Genomic DNA, 22,536 nt, shown 5'->3' on the forward strand with positions numbered 1-22,536 from the left:
CAATCCGAGTGTTGCCCGCGTCACCCTCATACGATCAGTTCGTGTTTCAGTCGAAGGCCACGGCGCGGCAGCATTTCCTCGGTACCCGGGAGCGGCGCGCCCATGCGGAAGGGCTGCTGACCTGCGCCAAGCAGGTGCTGCCCGACGTCCACCGGGTCGCTCTGTACGTGTCGATGGGCCCGGAGCCGCAGACCGGCGCGCTGATCGACTGGCTGCTCGCCACCGACCGCGAGGTGCTGCTGCCGATCCTGTACGCCGACAACGACCTCGGCTGGGGCATCGCACCCGGCGCCGCCGATCTGGTGCCCGGTCGCCTCGGTCTGTCGGAGCCGCCGACCGATCTGGGCTCGGACGCCATCGCCACTGCCGACCTGGTCATCTGCCCCGCTGTAGCCGTCGCCCGCAACGGAGTACGCCTGGGCCGCGGCGGCGGCTCGTACGACCGGGCACTCGCCCGCGTCCGGCCCGGCACGCCGGTCTGGGCAGCGGTGTACGACGCGGAGATCGTGGATGCCCTCCCCTCCGACTCCCACGACCACCCGGTGGACGCTGCGCTTACGCCAACTCGCTTGATCCCCTTGCGAAGATCAGGAGATGACTGAGCCCGCGGTCGAAGCCGCACGCTCCCTCGGCCTGACGGTCACCGATCCCCTGGTGCTCTACACGGCTTTCTCCACGGTCGTTCATCTACGGCCGTCGCCTGTGGTCGCACGGGTGCCGATGAACCTCCCGGACGGCATGAAGGACCCGGAGCCCGCCGTACGCCGTCAGCAGCGCGAACTGGACGTCGCCACCTGGCTGGCCGCGGAGGGGGTACCCGTCGTGCAGCCGACTCCACTTGTACCGCTGAGGCCAGTGGAGCAGGACGGCCTGTGGATGACCTTCTGGACGTATGTCGAGGTGGACCGGACGGCCGAACCCGACTACTTCGCCGCCATTGCCCGCGTGCCTGAGCTCCACGCCCAGCTCGCGGGGTACCCAGGTGAGCTGACCTGGATGACGCCGCTGCGGCTGATCGGCCCCGGTCTGGAGGCGGCCGAGGCTGTGCCCTGTCTGCTCGAGCAGGAGGACGTCGAGCGAGCACGAGCCGAGTGGAAGGTGCTGGAGCCTGTCCTGAGCACCCGCGCTGGTTTCGAGGCTGTCTTCCCGTCGGCGACCGTGCAGCCGATTCACGGCGACGCCCCGTCGTGGAACCTGATCAACACCGTCGACGGGCCGCTCTGGGCGGACTTCGAGGACGTGACGCTCGGACCGATCGAGTGGGACCTCGCCGGCTTCGGACCCGACCTGTACCGGGCGTACGACGAGGCGGCGCGGACTCTGGGTCTCCCGACACTCGACCCGAAGATCCAGCAGGTGATGGATCTGGCTCGCGCTCTCCAGGTCCTCGTCTGCACCCCGCTCGTCCCGCAGATACCGGAGCTGGCCGACGGGATCCGGTTGTTCGCAACCCAGTGGCGCGCGATGCCGTTCGCTGGTGGACTGAGCTGATGCTGCAGACATACGTCGACAACGGCGTCGTACCAGGACTCATCAGTCTCACCAGCCGCGGCGACGAAATCCGGGTCGAGGTCATCGGCAAGGTGTCGTACGACGGACCGGAGCTGGAGCGGGACAGTCTGTTCCGGGTCTCCTCGTTCACGAAGCCGATCGTTGCCGCCGCGACCATGGTCCTGGTGGATGAGCTCCGGCTGTCCATGGACGCACCGGTCGCCGACGTACTCCCGGAGCTGTCGGATCCCGTCGTACTGCGACAGCCGGACGGCCCTCTGGACGACACGGTGCCTGCGGCACGGCCGATCACGACGCGGGACCTGCTGACGTTCCGGCTCGGGCTCGGCGAGTCGGACAACCCGGCGCTGCGTCAGCGTGAGGAGGAGCTCGACCTCCACACCTTCGGGCCGCCCGTACCGCGGACTGCGCTCGAACCGGACGAGTGGATGCGCCGTCTGGGCACGCTGCCGCTGCAGTACCAGCCCGGCGAGCAGTGGCTGTACTCCACCGGCTCCCACATTCTCGGCGTACTGATCGCGCGGGTCACCGGTCAGCCGCTGGAGGAGTTCCTCCGCGAGCGGATCTTCGAACCGCTCGGGATGCGCAACACCGGGTTCACCGCTGCAGATCCGGCTCGGCTGACCACGGCGTACGTCGGGGACGACGTATTGGACCCAGCTGATGGCAGCCAATGGCTCGCGCCGCCGTCGTTCCCGGATGCGAGTGGTGGACTCGTCTCGACCGTCGACGACTTCCACGCGTTCACGCGGATGCTCCTGAACGGCGGGCTGCTCTCACCGGCCGCCATCGCGGAGATGACGACCGACCAGCTCACGCCGGCGCAGCGCGAGGGCGCGGCCGGCTTCCTCGGGCCGGACACCGGCTGGGGCTACGGCATGTCCGTCGGCAGCGACCGGTACGGCTGGGCAGGCGGTCTGGGTTCGCTCTGGTCGACCACACCCGCAGACGGGACGATCTCGATCCTGCTGACCCAGCGGGCGCTCTGGACCTGGCCGGAGGAACTGTTCGCCGAGGCCAGCGCGCCCGCTTGGTGACAGCTAGCGGTCCGGCTTGGTGAAGGTCAGCGAGTGCTTCCGGGTCGCCTCCACGGCACCCTTCGTGTAGGCCCACTTCAGCGTCTCGCCCTTGACCCACAACTTGGTCTGGTCGGTGTAGTTGGACGAGAACGCGTGTCCGGACACACCGGTCAGGTTGACCCAGCGGGACTGGTCGAAGTCCGACAGGTCGACGACCATCCGCATCGACGGGGTCGCTGTGACGGCGTACCCCTCAGCGGCATCCCAGGCGGTCGCGTCGACGATCGACGTACCGCCGCCGAGCTGGTACGGGCCGCGGTTGAAGATCTTCTCGACCAGTCCGATCCCGGACTTGCCCAGTGTCTGGTTGGTCAGCGTGAGCTTGTGCAGCTTGCCCCACTGCCAGTTGACCGGCTCACGCGCCATCTTCTGGGTGATCTCGGTCCGGGCGTTGACCAGGGCCTCACGCAGGATGTCGTCGCGGCTCTCCTTCTGCGGAGTGCCGATGTTGTCCCACCAGCCGCTGTTGGGCTGGCCGAGCAGCGTGTGGATCACCTCGAACCAGCGCGAACCGCCGTCCGGCCAGGTGCCCTCCGGAAGCTGGTCGTGGAACGTCAGCGCGAGCAGGTTGCGCCAGACCACGTTGAAGTACGCGGCCGCGGCGGAGTCCGGCGGCTGGGTGAAGTCCCAGTTCCGCAAGGTGTCCTGGCCCTGCTTCTCGAACGCGTCGTCGATGCTGATCCGGAGCAGGTACGGCACCAGCATCTCGGCGGCCTTGTTCTTGGTGTCCAGCTGGATCGACGCCATCGCGTTCGCGTCCAGCTTGCCGGCGGACTTGATCCGGTCGAGGATCTGCTGACTTCGGTAGCCGTAGTCCCACGAGTTCGTCAGGTAGTAGGTGTACGTGTTCGGCACCACTGCCTGGTTGGCGGTGACGATGATCCCGCTCGGTGGATCGAACTCGGTCGGCAACGCATCGAAGGGTATGTAGCCCTTCCAGTAGTACTTCGGGTCCCAGCCGGGCACGGGCCAGTCGCCGCGACCCGTGGCGCGGATCGGGATCAGCCCGGGCGCCTGGTAGCCGATATGGCCGTCGGTGTCGGCGTACACGAGGTTCTGCGAAGGGACCTGGAACTGCTGCGCGGCGGCCCGGAACTCGGTCCAGTTCTGTGCGGTGTTGATCGCGAACAGCGCGTCGGCGGTCTTGCCCGGGTTGAGCGCGGTCCACTGCAGCGCGACGCCGTACGCCGTCGGGTACTTCGCCTGCGACGCGGCCTGCTCGCCGACCTTGCGCTCGTCCTCGCCGACGTCGGAGATGAGCGGACCGTGCCGGGTCTCGCGGACGGTGATCTTCACCGGCTTGTCCTCGCCGGCCACCTTGAACGTCTCCTCGCGGGTGGCCATCGCGCGCCACTTGTTGTTGTAGAGGACGTTGTTGCCGTCGATCCTCTCCAGGTACAGGTCCTGGACGTCCGGGTCGAGGTTGGTGAAGCCCCAGGAGATCGCGTTGTTGTGGCCGATCACCACACCGGGCAGACCGGAGAAGCTGAAGCCGGAGACGTCGAACGGGCAGGCCTTGCCGACGTTGTTGCAGTGCAGACCGACCTGCGTCCAGATGCCCGGCATGGTGGCGCCCAGGTGCGGGTCGTTGGCCAGCAGCGGCTTGCCGGTGGTGGTGTGGTCACCGGAGACGACCCAGGAGTTCGAACCGACGCCGTCGCCCTGACCGAGCAGCTCAGGCAGGCCCTTGGCGACACTCTGCACCGAGTCGAGTGACTTGAGCAGGTCCTGGGTCAGCATGCTACGGCGGAGCTCCGGGCTGACCGGCGAGGTCGTGAACTTGCCGTCCTTGCCGATCGAGCCGCTCGACATGATCGGCTGGTTCCGGTCGTACGGGTACTGCGGGTAGAGGCTCTCGATGTTGCGGGCCGGGAACGCGGCCAGCAGCTTGGTCCGGGTGATCTCCTCGTCCAGGTTGCCGCCCAGGTCCCACGCCATCGCCTTGAGCCAGGCCAGCGAGTCCGCCGCGGTCCATGGCTCGGGGGTGTAGTTCTTGGGTCCACCCGGCTGCAGCGACAGGATGCCGTACTCGAGGCTGAGGCCGGAGCCGCTGTGCGTCGACAGGTACGCGTTGACGCCGCGGGCGTAGTCGTCGAGGTACTCGCGGGTGCTCGGGCTGAGCAGCGGCAGCTCCTGCTCGGCAACCCGCCGCCAGCCGAGGGTCCGGACGAACTTGTCGGTCTCGAGCGCGTCCTTGCCGAACAGCTCGCTCAGCCGGCCGGAGGTCACGTGCCGGCGGAAGTCCATCTCGAAGAACCGGTCCTGCGCGGACACGTAGCCCTGAGCGGCGAACAGGTCGGCCGGGGTGTCGGCATAGATCTGCGGGATCCCGTTCGCGTCGCGGACCACGTTGACGTCGCCGTCGAGACCGTTCAGATCGATCGATCCGTCGTACGTCGGGAACGAGTGGCGGACGACGAAGATCACGGTCCCGGCGATCACCACGAGGACCGTGGCGAGGGCGATTCCGCTGATGACGACGAGTCGAAGCAGGCGAGGCACGGACCAACCGTAGAGAATCCCCCCGCACACCCCAAATGGGGTCCCTCACAACTTTGCGTTGCTCTGCGTTCCCTCGACATGAACGCAGAGTTGAGGTATGTCGCCGTGCCAGGTTCCGAGCTGGACCGCATTCGCTGCAACACCTACGACGATTTCGGAAACGCCGTCGTTTCGCGCACATCGGAGGGTGGCGAGCCGCTGCGCTGCTGCCTGACGCTCGCGGGCCCCGGCGAGCGGATCGCGCTGGTCGCGCATCGGCCGATGACCGCCGGCGGCCCGTACGCCGAGGTCGGGCCGGTCTTCGTGCACGTGACGGACTGCTCGGGGCCGGCCGAGGGCTTCCCGATCGACTTCCGGGACCGGCAGGCGGTACTGCGGCCGTACGACGTCGCCGGTCAGATGCTGGACGGTGTTGTCGCACAGCCTGGGACGAGCGAAATCGAGCTCAAACGACTGTTCGAGGACCCGGTCGTGGACACCGTCCAGGTGCGGAACGTGGTGGCCGGTTGCTGGAACTTCACGGTGCGCCGACAGGGCTGAGTTGGAATACTTCGGGCCGCTGGCGCATTATTAGCAGTCGGGTAGTAGGAGTGCCAGCGGCTTGAAGGGAACCGACCGTGCCGACGTACCAGTACCAGTGCACCGACTGTGGTGAAGCGCTCGAGGTGCGCCAGAGCTTCACGGACGATGCTTTGACCGTGTGCCCGAACTGCCAGGGCAACCTGCGCAAGGTGTTCAACGCCGTGGGCGTCGTGTTCAAGGGCTCCGGCTTCTACCGGACCGACAGCCGCTCGTCCGGCAAGAGCTCGGTGCCGGCGAAGTCCGAGTCGTCCTCGTCGTCCTCCAGCGGCTCGTCCGAGTCCTCGAAGTCGTCGTCGACCTCGAAGGACTCCTCGTCGGGCAGCTCGTCGTCCGGCAGCTCTTCCTCGGGCAGCTCGTCGAGCACCAGCGCCGCCTGAGACTTTTCTGTGGACAACCGGAAGGCGTGCCGGAGAAGTTCGTATCTTCTCCGGCATGACAATCCCTTCCCCGCTTCGTGATCTGCTCCGTGCCGCCCGCTGGCACCGTCGGCTGTTGGCCGGCGTTGCCGCCGCGGCCGCTGTGTACTTCGGCCTTCTAGCCCTCTCCCCTTCGCCGCCACCGACGGTCGCGGTGCTGGCCGCCGCGCGTGACCTGACCGGCGGAGCTGTGCCCGCCCACGACGATCTGCGGACCGTCGACCTACCACCGGACGCGGTGCCTGTCGGTGCCCTCAAACCGGGCGCTGATCTGACCGCGCGACTGCTGAGCGGACCGGTCAGAGCCGGCGAGCCGCTCACCGACGCCAGGTTCCTGGCGCCACCAGCCGTGCCGCCCGGCTCGCTCGCCTACCCGTTCCGCGTCGACGACGCCGACATCAGCGCTCTCCTACGCGTCGGCGACCACGTCAATCTGTACGCCGCAACGAGCACGGCGGCCGCGGCCCTACTCGCCCAGAGTGTTCCTGTCCTCGCCCTACCGAAGCCCGAGTCAGCCACGGCCGGCGCGCTGATCGTGGTCGAGGCGACGCCGCAGATCGCGACCCGGCTGGCCCAGGCCAGTACGAACTCGCGGATCACCGTTGCTCTGACACCAGACACGAGCTGATCACTCTGCGGACAGCTGGTGGCACGATGCGTTGCCGCGCGGCGCGGTACCTCGCTCTCGGCACCCTGCAGCCCTACCTTTCTCGGGTACAAACCACCCGCTTCGTGGAGGCAACCCACATGCTCAAGGGCTTCAAGGAATTCGTCATGCGCGGAAACGTCGTCGACCTCGCGGTCGCCGTCGTCATCGGCGCAGCGTTCAGCAAAATCGTCGGCGCGCTCGTGGACGGCTTCATCAACCCGTTCATCGCAGCGATCTTCGGGAAGACCGACATCAGCGGGGTCTGGAACTTCGACATCAACGGCGCGCACTTCTCGATCGGGCTCATCCTGCAAGCGGCCCTGAACTTCCTGTTCGTTGCCGCGGCGATCTACTTCTTCATCGTGATGCCATTGAACAAGCTGGCCGAGCGCCGCGCGCGCGGCCAGGAGCCCGAGCCCGACCCGCTGACGACCGAGCAGGAGCTGCTGACCGAGATCCGCGACCTGCTCCGCACCCGCCAGCAGTAAGGGCTGCCGTCGCCGCAGGTGGGCGCGTAAACCTCAGCCCCTGAGCTCGCCGGCGTCCACCTGTTCACCGGCGTACCGCATCCAGCGGTACGGGACCGGCTGGCCGTCGTTCCACTCCTCCATCAAAGCCGCGGGGACGTCGACGAAGCCGCTGCCGTGATAGGCGCGGATCGCCGCCGCGTTCTCCGGGCGGACCCGCAGGAAGACCTCCGAGTAGCCGGCGTCCAGCGCCGGTCCGAGCAACGCCCGGACGAGTTCTCCACCGACCCCGCGACCCCGCAGCTCCGGGTCCACGATGATCCGGGCGAGCTCGACCTCGTCCTCCTCGTCGTCCAGCCAGACCTCGCCGTAGCCCACCGGCCGGTTGCCGTCGAACAACAGATAGGAGTGGATGTCCTCCTCGACCGTCCGCCAACTCGTCCGCAGATCCTCCGGGAACGGGTACTCCACCCGCCCGGACAGCAACGCCACTTCCTTCGCATCCACGGCCCAGCTCGCTACCTCGACGCCGTACCCGTCGGAAAACCCCCGAAGTTCCACGCTCTCCCCCTCAGTTGACGAACTCCACGATCGTTCGCACCAGCTGATCCAGGTACTGCGGACTGTTCCGGAAGGCGGGCGTCGGCGGTTCGGGACACCCGGCCAGCTCACGACTCCCCCGGATCGACCGCAACAGCGCGTCGACCGTCTTCCGCTGATGCGACGGATTCTCCGGTACCGACGGCAGCACCGCCACCCGAATACGTGCCAGCGATGCCAGTTCCAGGTCGGTCACACCACGCAGAATGCCGCCGGCCAGCAGGCTCTCCGCGGCCTCCGGCGGGCAGCCGCGGCTCACCAGTCCGGCCCGGGCACGTTCGTTCGCGACCTCGTCGTCGCCGGTCGCGGGCCACGCGAGCAGCAGGCGATCGACCAGTTCCGGAAACCTCGAAGCCAGCAGGACCGCGACGGTACACCCATTGGAGGCGCCAACGATTGTGACCGGACCGGCATGTTTCGCCAGCTGTTCACCGAGGGCCTCGACCTCGACGTCCCACCCACTTGGATACTGCGGCCGATCCGGCGCGACCACCTCCACGCCGTACGACGTGAGTCCCTGGTGGATCCCCGTCGTACCCCAGAACCTCGCTGCGTCCATGGCTTCCCAGAGGCCGCCGTGGACGAGCAATGCGGTGGCCGTCATCCGTGGTGCGGGGGGACCTCGTTCAGGATGCGCTCGTCGTCGTCATAGCCGAAGTCGTTCTCACCCCAGGTCCGCGGGTCGTCGTCGCGGGTCTGTTCCGGCAGCAGCGGCTCGTCGTCTTCGTACGGGCTCGTCATGTCTCCAGATTACCGAGTCGCCGGGGCGCCCCGGGAGTGATTTCTCCCGCAAGCGGCGCCGGCGACCAGCGCGTGGACGTTACAGGTCTGCCTCGGTTGCCGAACGATCCGGCGGCGTGACCGGAACGACGCGCCGCCGTGATGTTCTGGCACGCACGACGTGACCCCCTTCCAGCATCATGGGTGACCTTGCCAACCCGGAAGGACCGAGTCGTGAGTGCATTACGGACACGGGGCCTGATCGGTGCGACGCTCGTCGTGGCTGTTCTCGGTGTTACCGCCGCCTGCGGTAACGAGAACGCCACCTCTCCGCCCGCCGCCCAGCCCACGAACACGCCGACCACCCCCGGCACCCCCACGCCGTCACCCACCCCCAGCGGCACACCGAGCACCGACTGCCCCGAGACCATCGCGGCCGTGCGCGCCGCCGCCGACAAGGTGGTCTGGGGCCAGGGCGCGGCCACCTCGATGTTCAACCCTGTCAGCGTGACGATCTGCCAGTACGACGCGAAGGCGTCCGGGCAGGACTACGCGACCGTCACCACGAAACGCACCGGCAAGCAGGCGACCGACCTGTTCGCCCTGGTCAACGCGGCGAAACCCGTCGCCAAGAAGCCGAGCATCTGCACCAAGGAACTCGGCCCGACCTATGTCCTGCGGTTCACCGACAACGACCGCGGCGTGCTGTCGATCACGGCCGAGGCCTTCGGCTGCCACCGGCTGGTGGCGACCTCTTTGGAGGGCCAGGGCAAGCCCGGAACCCTGCCGGCGCCGCGCCAGGTATCCGCCGAGCTGATCAAGTCACTCGGCCTCCGCTGACCCCCCGCGCCGGACGCGCACCCCGAAGCCGTCCGAAGCGGGGTCAACCCGCGCCTGCCTTGCGGGTCCCTCAAGAGGTCGACCCGCGAGGCAGGTTGCGGCGGCCGGCGCGTTGCCGCACGCTGATGCATGCGAACGATCCGGCTGCTGTGCGCGCTGGTCCTCGCTAGCACCGCCTGCTCTGCGCCAACGAGCGACGTCGACTGCACACCGGGCTTCACGTGCACGACGCTCCACGTCCCGGTAGATCGCCAACGACCCGACGGCCCGTCGCTCGATCTCGCGGTTGCCGCAGCCGACAACGTGGACGCACCGCGCGGCGTTCTCGTGCTCCTCACCGGCGGCCCCGGACAACCCGGTGTACCACTTCTGCCCAGTCTCAAGCGCAACGTGCACCCTGACGTACTGCGCGAGTACCGCCTCGTCATGCTCGACCAACGCGGCACCGGCCCGAAAGGCATCAATTGCCCTGCATTACAAGAGACTGTGGGCGGCTCCGACTTCCTGACACCGCCTCCGGCCGCCGTCGACGAGTGCGCTAAGCGGATCGGCCCAGGCCTCGGGTACTACGGCACACCCGACACCGTCGACGACATCGAGCAGCTACGACAGTCCCTCAAGGTCGACAGGCTGACCCTCGACGGTACGTCGTACGGGAGCTTCACGGCAGCGCAGTACGGCTTGAAGTATCCGGATCATGTGCGGTCGCTCGTGCTGGATTCCGTCGTACCGCACAAGGGCTTCGACCCGATGGGTGTCGATCTGATGGCCGCGACCGGCCCGGTGCTCAAGGCCGCGTGCCGTCAGGATCCAACCTGTACGACGGATCCGGTGGCGGACCTGGCCTGGCTGGTGCAGCACGGCGTCAGTGGCACCGACCTGATGGAGACACTGTCGGTCGCGAGCCTCAACTCCGTGAATCCAACGCTCAAAGGGATCGCGGCCACCCTGCATGCCGCCCGCGCCGGCGATGATACCGGCCTGAAGGAGCTCTTCCAGCGGACCACCAGCAAAGGCCTCGCGTACAGCACCCTCTCCGCAGGCCTGCACATGGCAACCCTGTGCTCGGACCTCCGCTTCCCCTGGTCCGGCAAGTCCGACCGCGAGACCGCCCTCAACGACGCCGTACGCCGCCTGGACCCGAAGAAGCTGTATCCGTACGACGTGGCGACCGCGCACAGCCAGCCGATGATCCAGGGCTGCCTGCGCTGGCCGGCTGCCCGCGTGTCGACGTACCCGGCCGCGCAGGAGCTGTTGCCACGCACGCTGATCCTGCACGGGAGCAACGACCTGTTCTGCCCAGTGGACTGGTCCAGATGGCAGCAGGAGCACTCACGGGACGCGAAGCTGGTCGTCATCACCGGCAGCGGGCACAGTGTGCAGCGGGATCCCCGTGGGCAGGAAGCTGTCAGGGCATTCCTGCTGGACTAGAGATCGAACTGTGCACCAACGGTTGCAGCACGTGGGCGGCCTCGGTGCGTCTAATAGGTGTGAGGAGTTGTACGTCCAGCCAGGGAGTGGCGCGTGGAGTTCGAGGAGTACGTATCCGCCCGTGGACAGGAACTGGTGCGGCTCGGGTTCACCGTCTCCGGCGACTACCAGCGGGCGGAGGACCTTGCGCAGATCGCGTTGATGCAGGCGTTCCGCTCCTGGCGGAAGGTGCGCAACGCCGACGATCCACACCACTACGTCCGGCGCATCCTGGTGAACGAGTTCCTCTCGATGACCCGGCGGCGTTCGTACGGCGAGGCGCCGACGGCCGAGATCGACCCGCAGGGCGCCGTACCCGATCACGCCACGGACATCGCAAACTCCGACGACCTGTGGCGAAAGCTTGCCACGTTGTCCGCCCGGGAACGGGTCGTGCTGGTTCTGCGCTACTACCAGGACCTGGACGACCAGACGATCGCCGACGTGCTCGGCATCAAACCGTCCTCCGTGCGGGCGACGGCGAGCCGGGCGCTCGCCTCGCTCCGGGAGTCCAGGAAGAACAATCGCGTTGATGAGAGGTTGTCGTGAGCAACACCGATCTCGAGGATGACCTGCGGGGTACGTTCGAACGCGCCGCCGCCTCGGTGCCAGAGGCCACCGGTCTGACCGAGCGTGCCACGACGGGCGCCCACCGGGCCCAGCGGCGCACGTGGATCGTTTCCGGTGCGGCCGCCGTCGCGGTCGCGGCGATCGCCGTCGTGGGCTTCGGGCTGGCCGGCTCGAACAGCAAGCCCACGCAGCCGCCGGTCGCCGGCGGGCAGGCGCCGGTCTCGGCGACCCCGACTCCGCAGCCACCGACGGCCCAGACGGTGTCCGGCACGTGGCGACCGCTGCAGATGGCCGGATTCAAGGCGCTGAAGGCAGCCCGGCCGCAGGATCCGGTGCTGGTGTTCCGCCCGGACGGGACGTGGTCGGGTTCGGACGGCTGCAACGGACTCCAGGGGACCTACAGCATCGGCCAGCACGGTGAGTTCACCGCGACGCCGGGCCTGCAGCACCTGATCGGCTGCGACAATGTCCCGCACACCGGCGTCCTGAGGTCTGCCAAGCGGGTCGCGATCGCCGGCGACACGCTGCAGTTCTTCGGCGCCGACGGGCGTCAACTTGCGAGTTACGCTCGCGCACGGTAGTCGGAATTGCTCGCGGACGGTGACCGACTCTTGACGGAACGGAGTCCCTGACCACACCATCTAGTGGCCGGTCCACCGATCTTTGGAGCTTTGTGCGACCCTCTGTCACCGTCCCGCTGCTCACCCTCGCCTCAGCCTCACTCTTCGCAGTCGCTCTCACCGTGCCTTCGTCGGGCGCGGTCGCAGGTTCCGCGGTGTGTTCCCACGCACAACCGAGTGCAAGTTCGACCGAGGCGAAGCGGCTGTCGCAGCCGACCTCCACCTCCGACGCGCGGCCGCTCGGCGAGTCACTCGGCGACGGCATCTCCGCCGCCGTGAGTTCGCTCGAGCCGCTCGACGCGACCGGCCGTCCCACCTCCGGCCTGCCGTACGGACTGAGCCAGGGCGTCATCGGCGTGGTCGGCTCGGCCACGACCGGCTACAAGGTCGTCGTCGACTCCGCGAAGCTGGACGAGAAGAAGTACCAGTCCGCGATGGCCCGCAACCTGCCCGCGGCCGGCAAGCAGATGGTCCGGGCGGAGCGCAGCTGCCGTTCGGCCCAGTCGATCGCCGACGCCTGGAACGCCGTCGGCGCCCGCGACTGGTCGTCCGACGCCGGCCGTACGACGTTCGCCGCCGATCTCGACCCGGTCACCGAGAACGTCGTCGTCGAGTACGACCAGGCCACCACCTCCCCTGCGTCCCAGGCCGGTCTCCGCAAGCTGTCCGGTGTACAGGTCGTCGCCGGCTCGCTCGCGCGAACGAGCCGGCTGAGCGACACCCCGAAGGGCGGCCACTGGGGCGGTGCGCGGATCACGTCCGCGTTGAAGAACTGCACCGCCGGCTTCTCCGTCGTACGGCGCTCCAACGGTCAACGTGGATCGGTGACTGCGGGCCACTGCGGTGATGCCGGCACAGTGTGGAAGTCGGGCACCAACTACTACGGCACCACGACCCTCCGGACGAACTACCCGGACTACGACCAGTCGCTGGTCACCGGGAGCGCGTACGGCGCGAAGATCTGGACCGACGGCCCCGGCGACACCGCCAACACCCGCACCGTTACCGGCGGCGGCGACCCCGGCGTCGGCACGGTCGTCTGTCAGTCCGGCAGCTTCAGCACATCGCTCTGCGGCCTCACGGTCCGCTCGACGTCAGCGAAGTACTGCGACGCCGACGGCTGCACGACGTACGTCATCCGCGCCACCCGCGGCGGACTGGTCGCGATCATCGGCGGCGACTCCGGCGGCCCCGTCTACACCCGCCGCGGCACCGCCTCCGCCACCATCCGCGGCATAGCCTTCGCCGGCGCCGGCTGCGCCGCCTCCCGCTGCACCACCCTCTACGCCGAACGCTACAAATCCATCACCGGCCACCTCGGCGTCACGGCCCTCACCGGCTGACCACGACCCCACCCCCACCTCCGCTAAGCTGTCCCCGCGTGCGCCCCCGTAGCTCAGGGGATAGAGCGTCGGTTTCCTAAACCGTGCGTCGCAGGTTCGAATCCTGCCGGGGGCACCCATACAAACGCGCAGGTCAGAGGCTCGCCTAGCTGGAGTTGGTGGCTACTGCGCACTCGGCAGGGATGGCGGCAGGCCGAAGATGGACAGGACGGTGTCCTCGAAGCGGGTCATGGCGCCGATTCGGTCGCCTGCGAGGGTGATGGTGAAGAGGCCGACTCCGTGGGTGCCGGTGGGGGTGGGGCGGTAGACCCCGAAGGCCGGCTGACCGTTGGCTCGCGTCGGTACCAGTTCGAATCTGTCTACCGAGCCGAAAATGAATGCGAAGAAGCGGGCGACGCTGTCTCGGCCCCGGTATTCCAGCGGCATCGGAGGCATCGTCATGAAGACGTCGTCGGTCAACAGATCCACCAAGGCGTCGATGTCGGCAGATTCGTAGGCGCTGACGAACTTCGCCACGATCGCGTCCTCGGCAGGAGAGTCGCCGGCAGGAGAGTCGTCGGCAGGCCGTCGCTCCCCAGCAGCAATCACCGGCAGTCGGCGCTGCATTCCCGCACGCGCGCGTTTGAGGGCACTTTTGATCGATTCGACGGTCGTGTCCAGCATGTCGGCTACCTCGTTCGTGTGGAATCCGAGGACGTCGCGCAGGACGAGGACCGCGAGCTGGCGAGGCGGCAAGATCTGCAGGGCGGTCACAAAGGCCAGGGAAATGGATTCGGTTTGCTCGTAGCGCGCCTCCGGACCGAGCGGCACAGTGATCGCGCCGTCCAGTAGGGCGTCGGGATAGGGCTCGAGCCAGTGGATTTCGCCGAGTCCAGTGGGTTCTGGCGGTTCGGTTCCCGGGATGTCCCACTGCTTGGCTGGACGCCGGCGCGCAGCGCGCAGTGTGTCGAGGCAGCGGTTGGTGGCGATGCGGTAGAGCCAGGTGCGAAGTGAGGCGCGTCCGTCGAATCGTTCGAGACCTCGCCAAGCGGAGAGCATCGTGTCCTGGAGAGCGTCTTCGGCGTCCTGGAACGATCCGAGCATCCGGTAGCAGTGCACCTGAAGCTCGCGGCGGTGCGGCTCGGTCAGTGCTCGGAATGCCTCTCCGTCGCCGGCTTGCGCCCTCGACATCAGGTCCGTTCTCGCCAACTCCACGCCCGCCACCGCTTTCGTTGTGTGCAGTCCCATCCTCTATGGACGCCGGCCGAGCCGCGAACGGGGCGGTCGGGCAGCGCCTCCTTTCTGATGCCGCGGCGTCTAGACGAGTGATAGCCGACAACATCGTCGAAGGAGCACGGAGATGGGAAAGATCGTCATCAGCTCGAACGTCACCCTGGATGGAGTGGTGCAAGACCCGGATGGTTCGGAGGGCTTCGAGCGGGGTGGCTGGTTCCACCAGTTCGTGGGCAGCAAGGACCTCGAGGACTGGCAGGCCCGCGAGACGCAGGAAGCGCTGGGTGTCGAGGCGCTGCTGCTGGGAGGGAGGAGCAGTGAGTGGTTCGCGTCCCGGATGGTGTCGGGCGTTGGCGCGGCTGTCCGCGTGAGCCCGGAGTGGCGGACAGAATCAACCGCCTCCCCAAGTACGTCGTGTCGTCGACTCTCGACGAGCCTCAGTGGACCAATGCCACGGTTCTGGGCGGCGACGCGGCGAAGGAGATTTCGGAGCTCAAGCGGGAGGTGGACGGGGAAATCCTGGTCTACGGCAGCTATCAGCTGCTGCGCACGCTGATCGAACAGAACCTGGCCGATGAACTACGGCTGGTAGTTTTCCCGGTCGTGCTGGGAACCGGCCGGCGTCTCTTCGACGAGACCAGCGACAAGAAGCCGCTGCGCCTGGTCAACACCCGAAAGATCGGTGACGGCCTGGTGTTCTACACCTACGAGTTCGTGCAAGGCCAACGGCCGTAGAAACACCCGCCGCACCTGCCCTGCCGCACCTTCAGCGGCGAGCAGTGCGGCGGGATGTGCGGTGACGGTACCAGGCGTAGGCGAGTAGGGCGCAGATGGCGCCGTTGAGGAAGCCGGCCCCGACGTCGGTGACGTGGTGCATGCCGCGGTAGAGGCGGGCGAACGCCACCAGTAAGGGCATCGCCAGGCAGAGGATCACGGTCGTCCAGCGCAGCCAGGAGCGCTCGATGCCCAGGGCGAGCAGCGCGAACGCGACGTACAGGCCGGTCGACGCGCCGGTGTGGCCGCTGGGATAGCTCGCGGTCGGGGGTGAGGCGTCGAGCTTGTCGACCTGCGGGCGGTCGCGGTCGACGACGTTGGCCGCGACCAGGAAGATCAGGCCCTGCATGGCGATCGCGATCGGTGCGACGAACGCGAGGCGCAGGTCCCGGGTCCGCCACAGCAGCAGGGACGAGACCACAATGCACACCGCAATCACGCCCGCGGTGTTGCCGATCTGCGACCACACCGCGGTGATCGTGTTCCAGGTGCCGTCCCGGTGAGCGGCGAGATCCTTGTTGACCGCCTCCTCGGAGTGGGAGAGCCCGTCGAGCGGCCCTTTCAGTGCGAGCCCGATCCCGATGATGAGTCCACCGAGTGCTACGCCGGGTGCGACGGTCCTGGTGAGGAGGTCGACGCCGTCTTGCCGATGAACCCGATCCATGAAGCGAACATAATGCCTAGACCGAGAATATGCCCGGCGAGGATGTCGGACGGGAAGTGCGCACCGATGAAAAGCCGGTCCAGACCGACGATCACCGGCACCACGATCGCGAGTGCGACGGCGATGCGGCGGCCGGCGGCCGACAGCAGCGGCCAGAGCAGAAAGACCAGGACGCCGGCCGCCAAGGTGATGTTCAGGGTATGGCCGGAGGGGAACGAGTACCCCTCGGCATGCGGAACCGGATCATCGACGGCCGGCCGGGCACGCTGCGCGATCGGCTTGGAGATACCGCCGATCGCCCAGCCGACCATCATCGTGACGAACGCCCACAGCGCGCGCCCCTTGAGCTTCTTGACCCTCCACACCCAGATCGCCACCCCGGTCGCCACCAGGTACACGAAGATCGGCAGGCTGACGGTCTGGATCACGGTCAGCAGCGGCACCAGTCCGTGCCGAACAGTGAACCCGGTGGCCGCCCGGCTGAGCGCGTCGTCGGCCCTGATCAACGGATCGAACTGCTGCCGCACCGCCAGCCCGAGGAGCACCACCGGCAGCGCGAACACCAGCATCGCCAGGACACCACGGAACAACCGCCAGCTCCGCGCCCGGACGACAGCTGTCGCATCTGCCCGCCGCGTCGTCATAACCAACCTGTACCCATCGAGTGCAAGCTCAAGGTAGTCCCCGCATCGGCAAGACTGGGAGCGGGTGTCGAGCGGAGGGATCTGACGTGCACGTAGTTGTCGGGGCTGGGGCCGTGGGGAGTGTGGTCGCCCGGCTGCTCGTGGCGCAGGGTGAGCGGGTTCGGGTGATCACCCGGTCCGGGAGCGGGCCAGACGGCGTGGAGCGGGTCGCCGCGGATGCCGGACAGGGCCTGACGGAGTACGTCGAGGGTGCGACGGCCATCTATTCGTGCGCCGGACCGGCGTACAACAAGTGGACCGCGCAGTGGCCCCTGCTGGGTGCAGCGTTGATCGCGGCGGCCGAGGCGTCCGGCGCGACGCTCGTGACGACCGGCAACCTCTATGGGTACGGCGCGGTCGACCGGCCGATGACCGAGGACCTGCCGATGCTGCCCAACACCGTGAAGGGGCAGGTCCGGGCCAAGCTCTGGACCGATGCGCTCGCGGCGCATCAGGCCGGGCGGATCCGTACCGCGGAGGTGCGCGGGTCGGACTACCTCGGCGCCGGCGCGGTGTCGCCGTTCAGCGTGACCGTGTTACCGAAAGTGATCGCCGGTAAACGCGGGATGATGCCGGGCGACCTGGACGCGCCGCACAGCTGGACGTACGTCGGTGACGTCGCCCGGACCCTGATCGCCGTGGCCGGCGACGAGAGCGCGTGGGGCCGCGCCTGGCACGTGCCCACGCCCGCCCCGGTATCGGTCCGGCAACTCGCCGCCCGCGCCGCCGAACTGGCCGGCGCACCGCAGGCGAAGGTGGCCGCGATGCCGCCCTGGATATTGAAGCTGGCCGGGTTGGTCGACCCGGCCGCGCGCGAGATGGTGGAGATGCAGTACCAGTGGCAGGGACCGTTCGTGCTGGACTCCACTGCCGCAACAGTTGCCTTCGGCATCAAACCGACGGCGACCGATGATGCACTCCGGGAGATGATCGGCCGGCCGTGATGCGATGCTAGCGTCCGGGTTCGCCGACTGTGGAAGGGCAAGGATGAGTTCACCGAGACCGCGCCGCTGGTTGCGGCGGTTGGTGGTCACCGTACTGGTACTGGCGGTTCTGGCGGTCGTCGTCGACCGAGCGGCCGCGTACGTCGCCGAGAACCAGCTCGCCTCGATGGCCGACAAGAAGGCGGCGCAGTACGACGTACGCTCGGCCGACACGTCGGTCAAGATCGGGGGCTTCGGGTTCCTGCCCCAGCTGGTCAAGGAGAACTTCTCCAAGGTCACGCTGACGATGGACCGGCCGACATTCTCCGGGATCCCGAGCGAGGACCTGAAGGTGCAGCTGCACGACGTGCGGGTGCCGCGCGGGCTGCTGACCGGGCAGTCGGGCGCGGCGGTCACCATCGACTCGAGCGACCTGACGCTGCAGCTGTCGCCGCGCGAGCTGAGCCGGCTCGCGGTCACCAGCACCGGGCTGGACGGCCTGGCCCTGCGGGTGGTCGACGGCAAGCTGCACGCGAAGCTGTCGGTCCGCGGGTTCAACGCCGACGTGCCGATCACGCCGCAGGTGCAGAACGGCCGGATCAGCTTGGCTCTCGGCCAGCTGTCCGACTCGATCCCGTCGTTCGTCCGGACCGCGCTGCAGAACCAGCTCGCCCGCGGCATCACGGTCCCCGAACTGCCGTTCGGCGCGCAGCTCACCGGCATCAGCATCGTCGACAACTCGATCGTGCTGACCGCGGCGGCGAAGGAGCTCAAGTTCAGCGCCTGACTCCCTTGGGTTGCGATGGTTCGCGATATATCGTCGAACTATCGCAATCACTTTTCGTAGGGACGGGTGGTCGAGATGACCGGATCGGCGTACGCCGCGGGCTGGCCTTGGCAGCAGTTCGCGCGGCATTGTTCGAACTTCGACGACATTGTTGAGGAGTTGCGCGCGGCGATGACCGGCGCGCGACGCGGGCACCGGGGGCACGAGCAGCAGCGCTTCGGACCGCAGTGGGGGATGTTCGGGGGCGGGCAGATGTTCGGTCCGCCGTGGGGGCCGCCGCCGCGGTGGCGTGGTCCGAAGGCCCGCAGGGGTGACGTCCGGGCCGCGATCCTCGCCGTACTGGCGGAGCAGCCGATGAACGGCTACCAGATCATCCAGGAGATCGCCGAGCGCAGCGGCGGCGTGTGGAAGCCGAGCCCCGGCTCGATCTACCCGACGCTGCAGCAGCTCGAGGACGAGGGCCTGGTGACGGCGGACGCCGAGGTCGGCCGGCGGACGTTCCAGCTGACGGACGAGGGCCGGGCGTACGTCGCCGCGCACCAGGACGAGGTGTCCGCGCCGTGGGAGGCGATGAGCGCTCCCGCCGGCGACGACGAGAACGGGTTCAAGCCGGTGCTCGGGCAGGTCGCGACGGCGATGTGGCAGATCATGGCCAGCGGTACGCCGGAGCAGCAGGCGAAGGCCCGCGAGGCCGTTGGTGATCTACGCCGGAAGTTGTACGGCATCCTCGCCGAGGACGACGACAACCCGGAGAACAACGAGCAGGACCGGGCATGACATCGGCCGACCGGGGCCGACCCCATCGGGGCGGTCCCGGCGCTCGTGGCGGACGCCGCGGGCGCGAATGGCAGGGCTGGGGCGGCGACTGGCGTCAGCAGGACTGGGGCGGCCAATGGCGCGGCCCCGGCTGGGTCGGTGACTGGCGCGAGACCAGCTGGGACGACCCACGGAGCGCCGGCTGGAACCGCGCGGAGGACGATGGCGACCGCTGGAGCGACGGGCCGGACGCAGGTAGCGGGCAAGGTGGCGGGCGGCGCGACGTACCGGCGAAGCGGGTCCGGATCGGTGACGCCGAGCGCGATCAGGCTGTGTCGTTGCTCAGCGACCACTTTGTCGCGGGTCGCTTGACGCAGGCGGAGTTCGAGGAGCGCAGCGAGCAGGCGACGAGGTCGCGGTACGGCGACGAGCTCGAGCCGCTGTTCGACGACCTGCCGACCTCGATGGAGCTGCAGGTCGCGCAGCGCGGCCCGGCGGGAGTCCGGCGCAGGCCGGGACCGCCGCCGCCGATCCTCATGCTGATGCCGTTCCTGATGCTCGGTCTGGTGATCAGCTCGATCGCACTGGCCGCGCCGTGGCTGCTGTGGGGCGTGTTCTGGGTCGTCCTGATCAGTGGCATGTCCAGGCGCCGCTGGCACAACTACCGTCGCTGACGGGCCCGCGGGATCTCCTCCGCGAACTCGACGACGAATCCATCCGGGTCGGCAACGTGGACCGTCCGATGTCCCCACGGACGGTCCGCCGGCCCGCTCGACAACTCCACGCCGGCCGCGACCAGCCGCTCGGCGTACGCATCCACGCCGTCGACCATCACCACCACTTCCCCACCCGCACCCGGCGTCACGTCACGCCCGGTCAACCACTTCGCCCGCCGCCGCTCGTACAACGCGAACCGCACTCCCCCGGCGTCGAACTCCGCATACCCCGCATCCGTGAACTTGTACGCCAGCCCCACCACGTCCCGGTAGAACCCCACCGACCGCCCCAGGTCCTCCACATACAAGATGACGTACCCGATCTCCATAGCCGTAATTGTCGGCGCTGCCGCTTAGGGTCGCGCGCATGTACGACGGAGCGTTGATTCTCGAGAGCCTCAAGGTCGGGACCGAGCTGGAGGGCATCCCGCTGACGGTGCGCAAGCTCAGCCGGTACGCCGTCGGGACTGCGTCGGGCGACCAGCCGAAGGTGTGGTCGGTGCTCGAGTTCGAGGTCGAGCGCGGCGAGGAGTTGGCCGACGTGCTGTCGCAGGTGCTCGACAGTCCTGGCTGGTACGCCGATTTCCACGACGACCGGGAGATCTTCGTGGTGTTCCCCGGCCGCGTCTTCCGCTATCGCCGGGGTGATGACACCGCGCGGGAGGAAGCGAAGGAGTTCGGGCGCGGACTGTCGATCCCGGAGCCGCAATTGGACTGGACCCGATGACTGCCAAAGTAGTGGAGGCGCCACCCACGTGGAGATCGTCCGGCGGTGATTGGATGGCCGGCATGACAAACGTACTTCGCTACGCGGCCTTCACGCTCGATCCGGCCGGCGGGAACCCGGCGGGAGTGGTGCTGGATGCGCGGGGGCTGGATGACGAAGGTATGCAGGCGATTGCTGCCGAGGTCGGGTACTCCGAGACTGCGTTCGTTGTGGATGGATCGGTGCGGTACTTCTCGCCCAAGGCTGAGGTGCCGTTCTGTGGGCATGCGACGGTAGCGACCGCGGTGGCGTTGGCGGAGCGGGACGGTCCGGGTGAGTTTGTGTTCTCGACGCCGGCCGGTCTCGTCCCGGTGACCGTGGATGACGGACTGCGCGCGACCCTCACCAGCGTCGAGCCGCACGTCGAGCCGGCTGGTGATCTGGCTGAGGTTCTCGACATCCTCAACTGGGAGCCGACCGACCTCGACCCGGACCTGCCGGCCAGGATCGCGTACGCCGGAGCGCGGCATCTCGTGCTGAGTACGGCGACCCGGCAACGACTTGCCGATCTGGACTACGACTTCGATCGCCTGCTCGCGTACATGCTCGAGCGCGACCTGACCACACTGCAGCTCGTGTGGCAGGAGTCGCCGACCACGTTCCACGTGCGGGACCCGTTCCCGGTCGGCGGTGTCGTCGAGGATCCGGCGACCGGTGCGGCGGCGGCCGCGTTCGGCGCCTACCTGCGAGAACTCGGACTCGGGCAGCCCGAGATCACACTGCACCAAGGCGACGATCTCGGTCGGCCCAGCCTGATCACGGTCGAGCTGAAACCAGATGACAACCGCGTGCGGGTCAGCGGGAACGCCGTACCGATCACGGCACCCGCGTGAGCCACTCCCCGGTGCCGAACTTCTCCGCAACCCGTTCCTGGGCGAGCTCGACCGTGGCGTCGTCGATCGCACCGGCCTGGAGGCCGTAGCGGTTCCGGAACGTGCCGACCATCCGCTCGATCACGTCCGTACGATCGAGACCGGTCTGGCTGCGCAGCGGGTCGACGCGCTTGTTCGCGCTCGTCGTCCCCTTGTCGGACAGCTTCTCCCGGCCGATCCGCAGTACTTCGAGCATTTTGCCGGCGTCCATGTCGTACGCCATCGTCACGTGGTGCAGAACCGCGCCGCCCGCGAACCGCTTCTGCGCCGCGCCCGCGATCTTGCCGGCCGGCGAGGTGATGTCGTTGATCGGCTGGTACGTCGCCGCGATGCCGAGATCGTTGAGTGCGCCAATGACCCAGTCGTCGAGGAACGCGTACGACTCGATGAACGACAACCCGGAGACGAGCGACTCCGGAACGTACAGCGAGTACGTGATCGTGTTGCCCGGCTCGACGAACATCGCGCCGCCGCCGCTGATCCGCCGTACCACCGTCACGTCGTGCCGGGCGGCGCCGTCCAGGTCGACCTCGTTGCGCAGCGACTGGAAGCTGCCGATGATCACCGCGTTCGAAGCCCACTCCCAGACACGCAGCGTCGGCGGACGTTCACCTGATCCGACCTGTTCGGTGAGTACTTCGTCGAGCGCCATCTGCAGCGCGGGCTCCCGCGGTACGTCGTGCACGAACTCCCACTCGTGGTCGCGCCAACCCGTTGCCCCGGTCAACGCACGGCGTACGGCGACCGCGACCGCCTCCGGGGAGAACCCGAGCATCTCGACCCCGTCGCCCAGCACACCGCGCACCCGCGCCGCGATCTGTGCCGCGGGCAAAGCGATCGGCAAGCCGGCCAAGGCGCCGTTGATCCGCTCGAGCGCGTCGTCCGGTTCGAGGAAGAAGTCGCCGGAGATCTGGGCGGTCCGCACGTGATCGTCGACCACGTCGAGGTCCGCGACGACGAGCTTCCCACCGGGCACCTTGTACTCACCATGCATACTCAGCAACAACTTGCGC

Annotated in this window: 28 protein-coding genes and 1 tRNA gene; 20 read left to right on the forward strand and 9 right to left on the reverse strand. The window is 68.1% G+C overall.

Annotated features, from left to right (window positions below; genetic code table 11):
- Positions 1 to 41: 41 nt before the first annotated feature.
- Genes OHA10_RS03840 through OHA10_RS03850 form a run of 3 tightly spaced genes read left to right on the forward strand, consistent with a single transcriptional unit; the run spans position 42 to position 2,549 of the window.
- The gene (locus tag OHA10_RS03840) at positions 42 to 602 is read left to right on the forward strand and encodes a 5-formyltetrahydrofolate cyclo-ligase (RefSeq protein ID WP_371404787.1); all 561 of its coding nucleotides are present in this window, start codon (positions 42 to 44) and stop codon (positions 600 to 602) included.
- Positions 595 to 1,491 (forward strand): phosphotransferase, encoded by an 897-nt coding sequence (locus tag OHA10_RS03845; protein WP_371404788.1) that lies wholly within the window; start codon positions 595 to 597, stop codon positions 1,489 to 1,491. The genes OHA10_RS03840 and OHA10_RS03845 overlap by 8 nt, the downstream gene beginning before the upstream one ends.
- Positions 1,491 to 2,549 carry a serine hydrolase domain-containing protein gene (locus tag OHA10_RS03850; RefSeq protein ID WP_371404789.1) on the forward strand — a complete coding sequence of 353 codons (1,059 nt, stop codon included), beginning with the start codon at positions 1,491 to 1,493 and terminating at the stop codon, positions 2,547 to 2,549. Before OHA10_RS03845 ends, OHA10_RS03850 begins: the two co-directional genes overlap by 1 nt.
- 3 nt (positions 2,550 to 2,552) lie before the next feature.
- Here OHA10_RS03850 and OHA10_RS03855 read toward each other — a convergent pair whose 3' ends face one another.
- Positions 2,553 to 5,093, reverse strand: coding sequence for a penicillin acylase family protein (locus OHA10_RS03855; protein WP_371404790.1), 2,541 nt, complete (start codon positions 5,091 to 5,093; stop codon positions 2,553 to 2,555).
- Between the two features lie 105 nt (positions 5,094 to 5,198).
- On the opposite strand from OHA10_RS03855, the gene OHA10_RS03860 reads away from it, so the two are divergent.
- The 4 genes from OHA10_RS03860 to mscL all read left to right on the forward strand — a co-directional run bounded on the left by OHA10_RS03860 (position 5,199) and on the right by mscL (position 7,228).
- The gene (locus OHA10_RS03860; protein WP_371404791.1) at positions 5,199 to 5,633 is read left to right on the forward strand and encodes a DUF1203 domain-containing protein; all 435 of its coding nucleotides are present in this window, start codon (positions 5,199 to 5,201) and stop codon (positions 5,631 to 5,633) included.
- A gap of 77 nt (positions 5,634 to 5,710) precedes the next feature.
- Positions 5,711 to 6,052, forward strand: coding sequence for an FmdB family zinc ribbon protein (locus tag OHA10_RS03865; protein ID WP_371404792.1), 342 nt, complete (start codon positions 5,711 to 5,713; stop codon positions 6,050 to 6,052).
- A gap of 55 nt (positions 6,053 to 6,107) precedes the next feature.
- Positions 6,108 to 6,719 (forward strand): Flp pilus assembly protein CpaB, encoded by a 612-nt coding sequence (locus OHA10_RS03870; RefSeq protein WP_371404793.1) that lies wholly within the window; start codon positions 6,108 to 6,110, stop codon positions 6,717 to 6,719.
- Positions 6,720 to 6,823: 104 nt separating this feature from the next.
- Positions 6,824 to 7,228, forward strand: a complete 405-nt coding sequence (mscL, locus tag OHA10_RS03875) for a large conductance mechanosensitive channel protein MscL (protein WP_371404794.1) — start codon at positions 6,824 to 6,826, stop codon at positions 7,226 to 7,228.
- Positions 7,229 to 7,261: 33 nt separating this feature from the next.
- Here mscL and OHA10_RS03880 read toward each other — a convergent pair whose 3' ends face one another.
- Genes OHA10_RS03880 through OHA10_RS03890 form a run of 3 tightly spaced genes read right to left on the reverse strand, consistent with a single transcriptional unit; the run spans position 7,262 to position 8,548 of the window.
- A complete protein-coding gene (locus tag OHA10_RS03880; RefSeq protein ID WP_371404795.1) occupies positions 7,262 to 7,768 on the reverse strand; it encodes a GNAT family N-acetyltransferase in 507 nt (168 codons plus the stop codon).
- A 10-nt stretch (positions 7,769 to 7,778) separates the two neighbouring features.
- Positions 7,779 to 8,411: an alpha/beta fold hydrolase gene (locus OHA10_RS03885; protein WP_371404796.1), complete on the reverse strand. Its 633-nt coding sequence runs from the start codon at positions 8,409 to 8,411 to the stop codon at positions 7,779 to 7,781.
- Complete coding sequence (locus OHA10_RS03890) at positions 8,408 to 8,548, reverse strand: hypothetical protein (RefSeq protein WP_371404797.1); 141 nt, start codon at positions 8,546 to 8,548, stop codon at positions 8,408 to 8,410. Before OHA10_RS03890 ends, OHA10_RS03885 begins: the two co-directional genes overlap by 4 nt.
- Positions 8,549 to 8,761: 213 nt before the next feature.
- Here OHA10_RS03890 and OHA10_RS03895 point away from each other — a divergent pair, with 213 nt between their 5' ends.
- The 6 genes from OHA10_RS03895 (at position 8,762) to OHA10_RS03920 (ending at position 13,485) form a co-directional block, all read left to right on the forward strand.
- On the forward strand, positions 8,762 to 9,367 hold the full coding sequence (locus OHA10_RS03895) for a hypothetical protein (protein WP_371404798.1): 606 nt from the start codon (positions 8,762 to 8,764) through the stop codon (positions 9,365 to 9,367).
- A gap of 129 nt (positions 9,368 to 9,496) precedes the next feature.
- On the forward strand, positions 9,497 to 10,798 hold the full coding sequence (locus OHA10_RS03900; protein WP_371404799.1) for an alpha/beta hydrolase: 1,302 nt from the start codon (positions 9,497 to 9,499) through the stop codon (positions 10,796 to 10,798).
- A gap of 93 nt (positions 10,799 to 10,891) precedes the next feature.
- On the forward strand, positions 10,892 to 11,386 hold the full coding sequence (locus OHA10_RS03905; RefSeq protein WP_371404800.1) for a SigE family RNA polymerase sigma factor: 495 nt from the start codon (positions 10,892 to 10,894) through the stop codon (positions 11,384 to 11,386).
- Positions 11,383 to 11,988 carry an META domain-containing protein gene (locus OHA10_RS03910; RefSeq protein WP_371404801.1) on the forward strand — a complete coding sequence of 202 codons (606 nt, stop codon included), beginning with the start codon at positions 11,383 to 11,385 and terminating at the stop codon, positions 11,986 to 11,988. Before OHA10_RS03905 ends, OHA10_RS03910 begins: the two co-directional genes overlap by 4 nt.
- Positions 11,989 to 12,182: 194 nt before the next feature.
- Positions 12,183 to 13,370, forward strand: coding sequence for a hypothetical protein (locus OHA10_RS03915; RefSeq protein WP_371404802.1), 1,188 nt, complete (start codon positions 12,183 to 12,185; stop codon positions 13,368 to 13,370).
- A 42-nt stretch (positions 13,371 to 13,412) separates the two neighbouring features.
- Positions 13,413 to 13,485: transfer RNA gene (locus OHA10_RS03920), tRNA-Arg, on the forward strand.
- Positions 13,486 to 13,532: 47 nt separating this feature from the next.
- Here the strand turns inward: OHA10_RS03920 and OHA10_RS03925 are convergent.
- Positions 13,533 to 14,573 carry a sigma-70 family RNA polymerase sigma factor gene (locus OHA10_RS03925; protein ID WP_371404803.1) on the reverse strand — a complete coding sequence of 347 codons (1,041 nt, stop codon included), beginning with the start codon at positions 14,571 to 14,573 and terminating at the stop codon, positions 13,533 to 13,535.
- 330 nt (positions 14,574 to 14,903) lie between these two features.
- On the opposite strand from OHA10_RS03925, the gene OHA10_RS03930 reads away from it, so the two are divergent.
- Positions 14,904 to 15,317 carry a dihydrofolate reductase family protein gene (locus OHA10_RS03930; RefSeq protein WP_371404804.1) on the forward strand — a complete coding sequence of 138 codons (414 nt, stop codon included), beginning with the start codon at positions 14,904 to 14,906 and terminating at the stop codon, positions 15,315 to 15,317.
- A 31-nt stretch (positions 15,318 to 15,348) separates the two neighbouring features.
- Here the strand turns inward: OHA10_RS03930 and OHA10_RS03935 are convergent, their stop codons facing one another.
- Both OHA10_RS03935 and OHA10_RS03940 read right to left on the reverse strand, forming a co-directional pair.
- On the reverse strand, positions 15,349 to 16,020 hold the full coding sequence (locus tag OHA10_RS03935) for a phosphatase PAP2 family protein (protein WP_371404805.1): 672 nt from the start codon (positions 16,018 to 16,020) through the stop codon (positions 15,349 to 15,351).
- On the reverse strand, positions 15,957 to 16,664 hold the full coding sequence (locus OHA10_RS03940) for a phosphatase PAP2 family protein (RefSeq protein WP_371404806.1): 708 nt from the start codon (positions 16,662 to 16,664) through the stop codon (positions 15,957 to 15,959). Before OHA10_RS03940 ends, OHA10_RS03935 begins: the two co-directional genes overlap by 64 nt.
- A gap of 86 nt (positions 16,665 to 16,750) precedes the next feature.
- On the opposite strand from OHA10_RS03940, the gene OHA10_RS03945 reads away from it, so the two are divergent.
- The 4 genes from OHA10_RS03945 to OHA10_RS03960 all read left to right on the forward strand — a co-directional run bounded on the left by OHA10_RS03945 (position 16,751) and on the right by OHA10_RS03960 (position 19,843).
- On the forward strand, positions 16,751 to 17,647 hold the full coding sequence (locus OHA10_RS03945) for an NAD-dependent epimerase/dehydratase family protein (protein ID WP_371404807.1): 897 nt from the start codon (positions 16,751 to 16,753) through the stop codon (positions 17,645 to 17,647).
- 43 nt (positions 17,648 to 17,690) lie between these two features.
- The gene (locus OHA10_RS03950) at positions 17,691 to 18,413 is read left to right on the forward strand and encodes a DUF2993 domain-containing protein (protein WP_371404808.1); all 723 of its coding nucleotides are present in this window, start codon (positions 17,691 to 17,693) and stop codon (positions 18,411 to 18,413) included.
- Between the two features lie 75 nt (positions 18,414 to 18,488).
- A complete protein-coding gene (locus tag OHA10_RS03955) occupies positions 18,489 to 19,190 on the forward strand; it encodes a PadR family transcriptional regulator (protein ID WP_371404809.1) in 702 nt (233 codons plus the stop codon).
- The gene (locus tag OHA10_RS03960; protein ID WP_371404810.1) at positions 19,187 to 19,843 is read left to right on the forward strand and encodes a DUF1707 domain-containing protein; all 657 of its coding nucleotides are present in this window, start codon (positions 19,187 to 19,189) and stop codon (positions 19,841 to 19,843) included. Before OHA10_RS03955 ends, OHA10_RS03960 begins: the two co-directional genes overlap by 4 nt.
- On the opposite strand, the gene OHA10_RS03965 is transcribed toward OHA10_RS03960, so the two are convergent.
- Positions 19,831 to 20,214, reverse strand: a complete 384-nt coding sequence (locus tag OHA10_RS03965) for a VOC family protein (protein WP_371404811.1) — start codon at positions 20,212 to 20,214, stop codon at positions 19,831 to 19,833. The two genes, OHA10_RS03960 and OHA10_RS03965, sit on opposite strands and share 13 nt — an antisense overlap.
- Before the next feature lie 38 nt (positions 20,215 to 20,252).
- Here OHA10_RS03965 and OHA10_RS03970 point away from each other — a divergent pair, with 38 nt between their 5' ends.
- Complete coding sequence (locus OHA10_RS03970; RefSeq protein WP_371404812.1) at positions 20,253 to 20,612, forward strand: hypothetical protein; 360 nt, start codon at positions 20,253 to 20,255, stop codon at positions 20,610 to 20,612.
- A gap of 62 nt (positions 20,613 to 20,674) precedes the next feature.
- Positions 20,675 to 21,484, forward strand: a complete 810-nt coding sequence (locus OHA10_RS03975; protein WP_371404813.1) for a PhzF family phenazine biosynthesis protein — start codon at positions 20,675 to 20,677, stop codon at positions 21,482 to 21,484.
- Here the strand turns inward: OHA10_RS03975 and OHA10_RS03980 are convergent.
- Positions 21,468 to 22,517, reverse strand: coding sequence for a biotin/lipoate A/B protein ligase family protein (locus OHA10_RS03980; protein WP_371404814.1), 1,050 nt, complete (start codon positions 22,515 to 22,517; stop codon positions 21,468 to 21,470). The two genes, OHA10_RS03975 and OHA10_RS03980, sit on opposite strands and share 17 nt — an antisense overlap.
- Positions 22,518 to 22,536 lie beyond the last annotated feature (19 nt).

It is taken from the genome of Kribbella sp. NBC_00662, from assembly GCF_041430295.1.
Classification (GTDB): domain Bacteria; phylum Actinomycetota; class Actinomycetes; order Propionibacteriales; family Kribbellaceae; genus Kribbella.

Coding starts and splice junctions, on each gene's coding strand:
- OHA10_RS03845 (WP_371404788.1), top strand. CDS start 595: ATGACTGAGCCCGCGGTCGAAGCCGCACGCTCCCTCGGCCTGACGGTC.
- OHA10_RS03850 (WP_371404789.1), top strand. CDS start 1,491: ATGCTGCAGACATACGTCGACAACGGCGTCGTACCAGGACTCATCAGT.
- OHA10_RS03870 (WP_371404793.1), top strand. CDS start 6,108: ATGACAATCCCTTCCCCGCTTCGTGATCTGCTCCGTGCCGCCCGCTGG.
- OHA10_RS03885 (WP_371404796.1), bottom strand. CDS start 8,411: ATGACGGCCACCGCATTGCTCGTCCACGGCGGCCTCTGGGAAGCCATG.
- OHA10_RS03890 (WP_371404797.1), bottom strand. CDS start 8,548: ATGACGAGCCCGTACGAAGACGACGAGCCGCTGCTGCCGGAACAGACC.
- OHA10_RS03900 (WP_371404799.1), top strand. CDS start 9,497: ATGCGAACGATCCGGCTGCTGTGCGCGCTGGTCCTCGCTAGCACCGCC.
- OHA10_RS03935 (WP_371404805.1), bottom strand. CDS start 16,020: ATGGATCGGGTTCATCGGCAAGACGGCGTCGACCTCCTCACCAGGACC.
- OHA10_RS03940 (WP_371404806.1), bottom strand. CDS start 16,664: ATGACGACGCGGCGGGCAGATGCGACAGCTGTCGTCCGGGCGCGGAGC.
- OHA10_RS03950 (WP_371404808.1), top strand. CDS start 17,691: ATGAGTTCACCGAGACCGCGCCGCTGGTTGCGGCGGTTGGTGGTCACC.
- OHA10_RS03955 (WP_371404809.1), top strand. CDS start 18,489: ATGACCGGATCGGCGTACGCCGCGGGCTGGCCTTGGCAGCAGTTCGCG.
- OHA10_RS03960 (WP_371404810.1), top strand. CDS start 19,187: ATGACATCGGCCGACCGGGGCCGACCCCATCGGGGCGGTCCCGGCGCT.
- OHA10_RS03965 (WP_371404811.1), bottom strand. CDS start 20,214: ATGGAGATCGGGTACGTCATCTTGTATGTGGAGGACCTGGGGCGGTCG.
- OHA10_RS03970 (WP_371404812.1), top strand. CDS start 20,253: ATGTACGACGGAGCGTTGATTCTCGAGAGCCTCAAGGTCGGGACCGAG.
- OHA10_RS03975 (WP_371404813.1), top strand. CDS start 20,675: ATGACAAACGTACTTCGCTACGCGGCCTTCACGCTCGATCCGGCCGGC.
- OHA10_RS03980 (WP_371404814.1), bottom strand. CDS start 22,517: ATGCATGGTGAGTACAAGGTGCCCGGTGGGAAGCTCGTCGTCGCGGAC.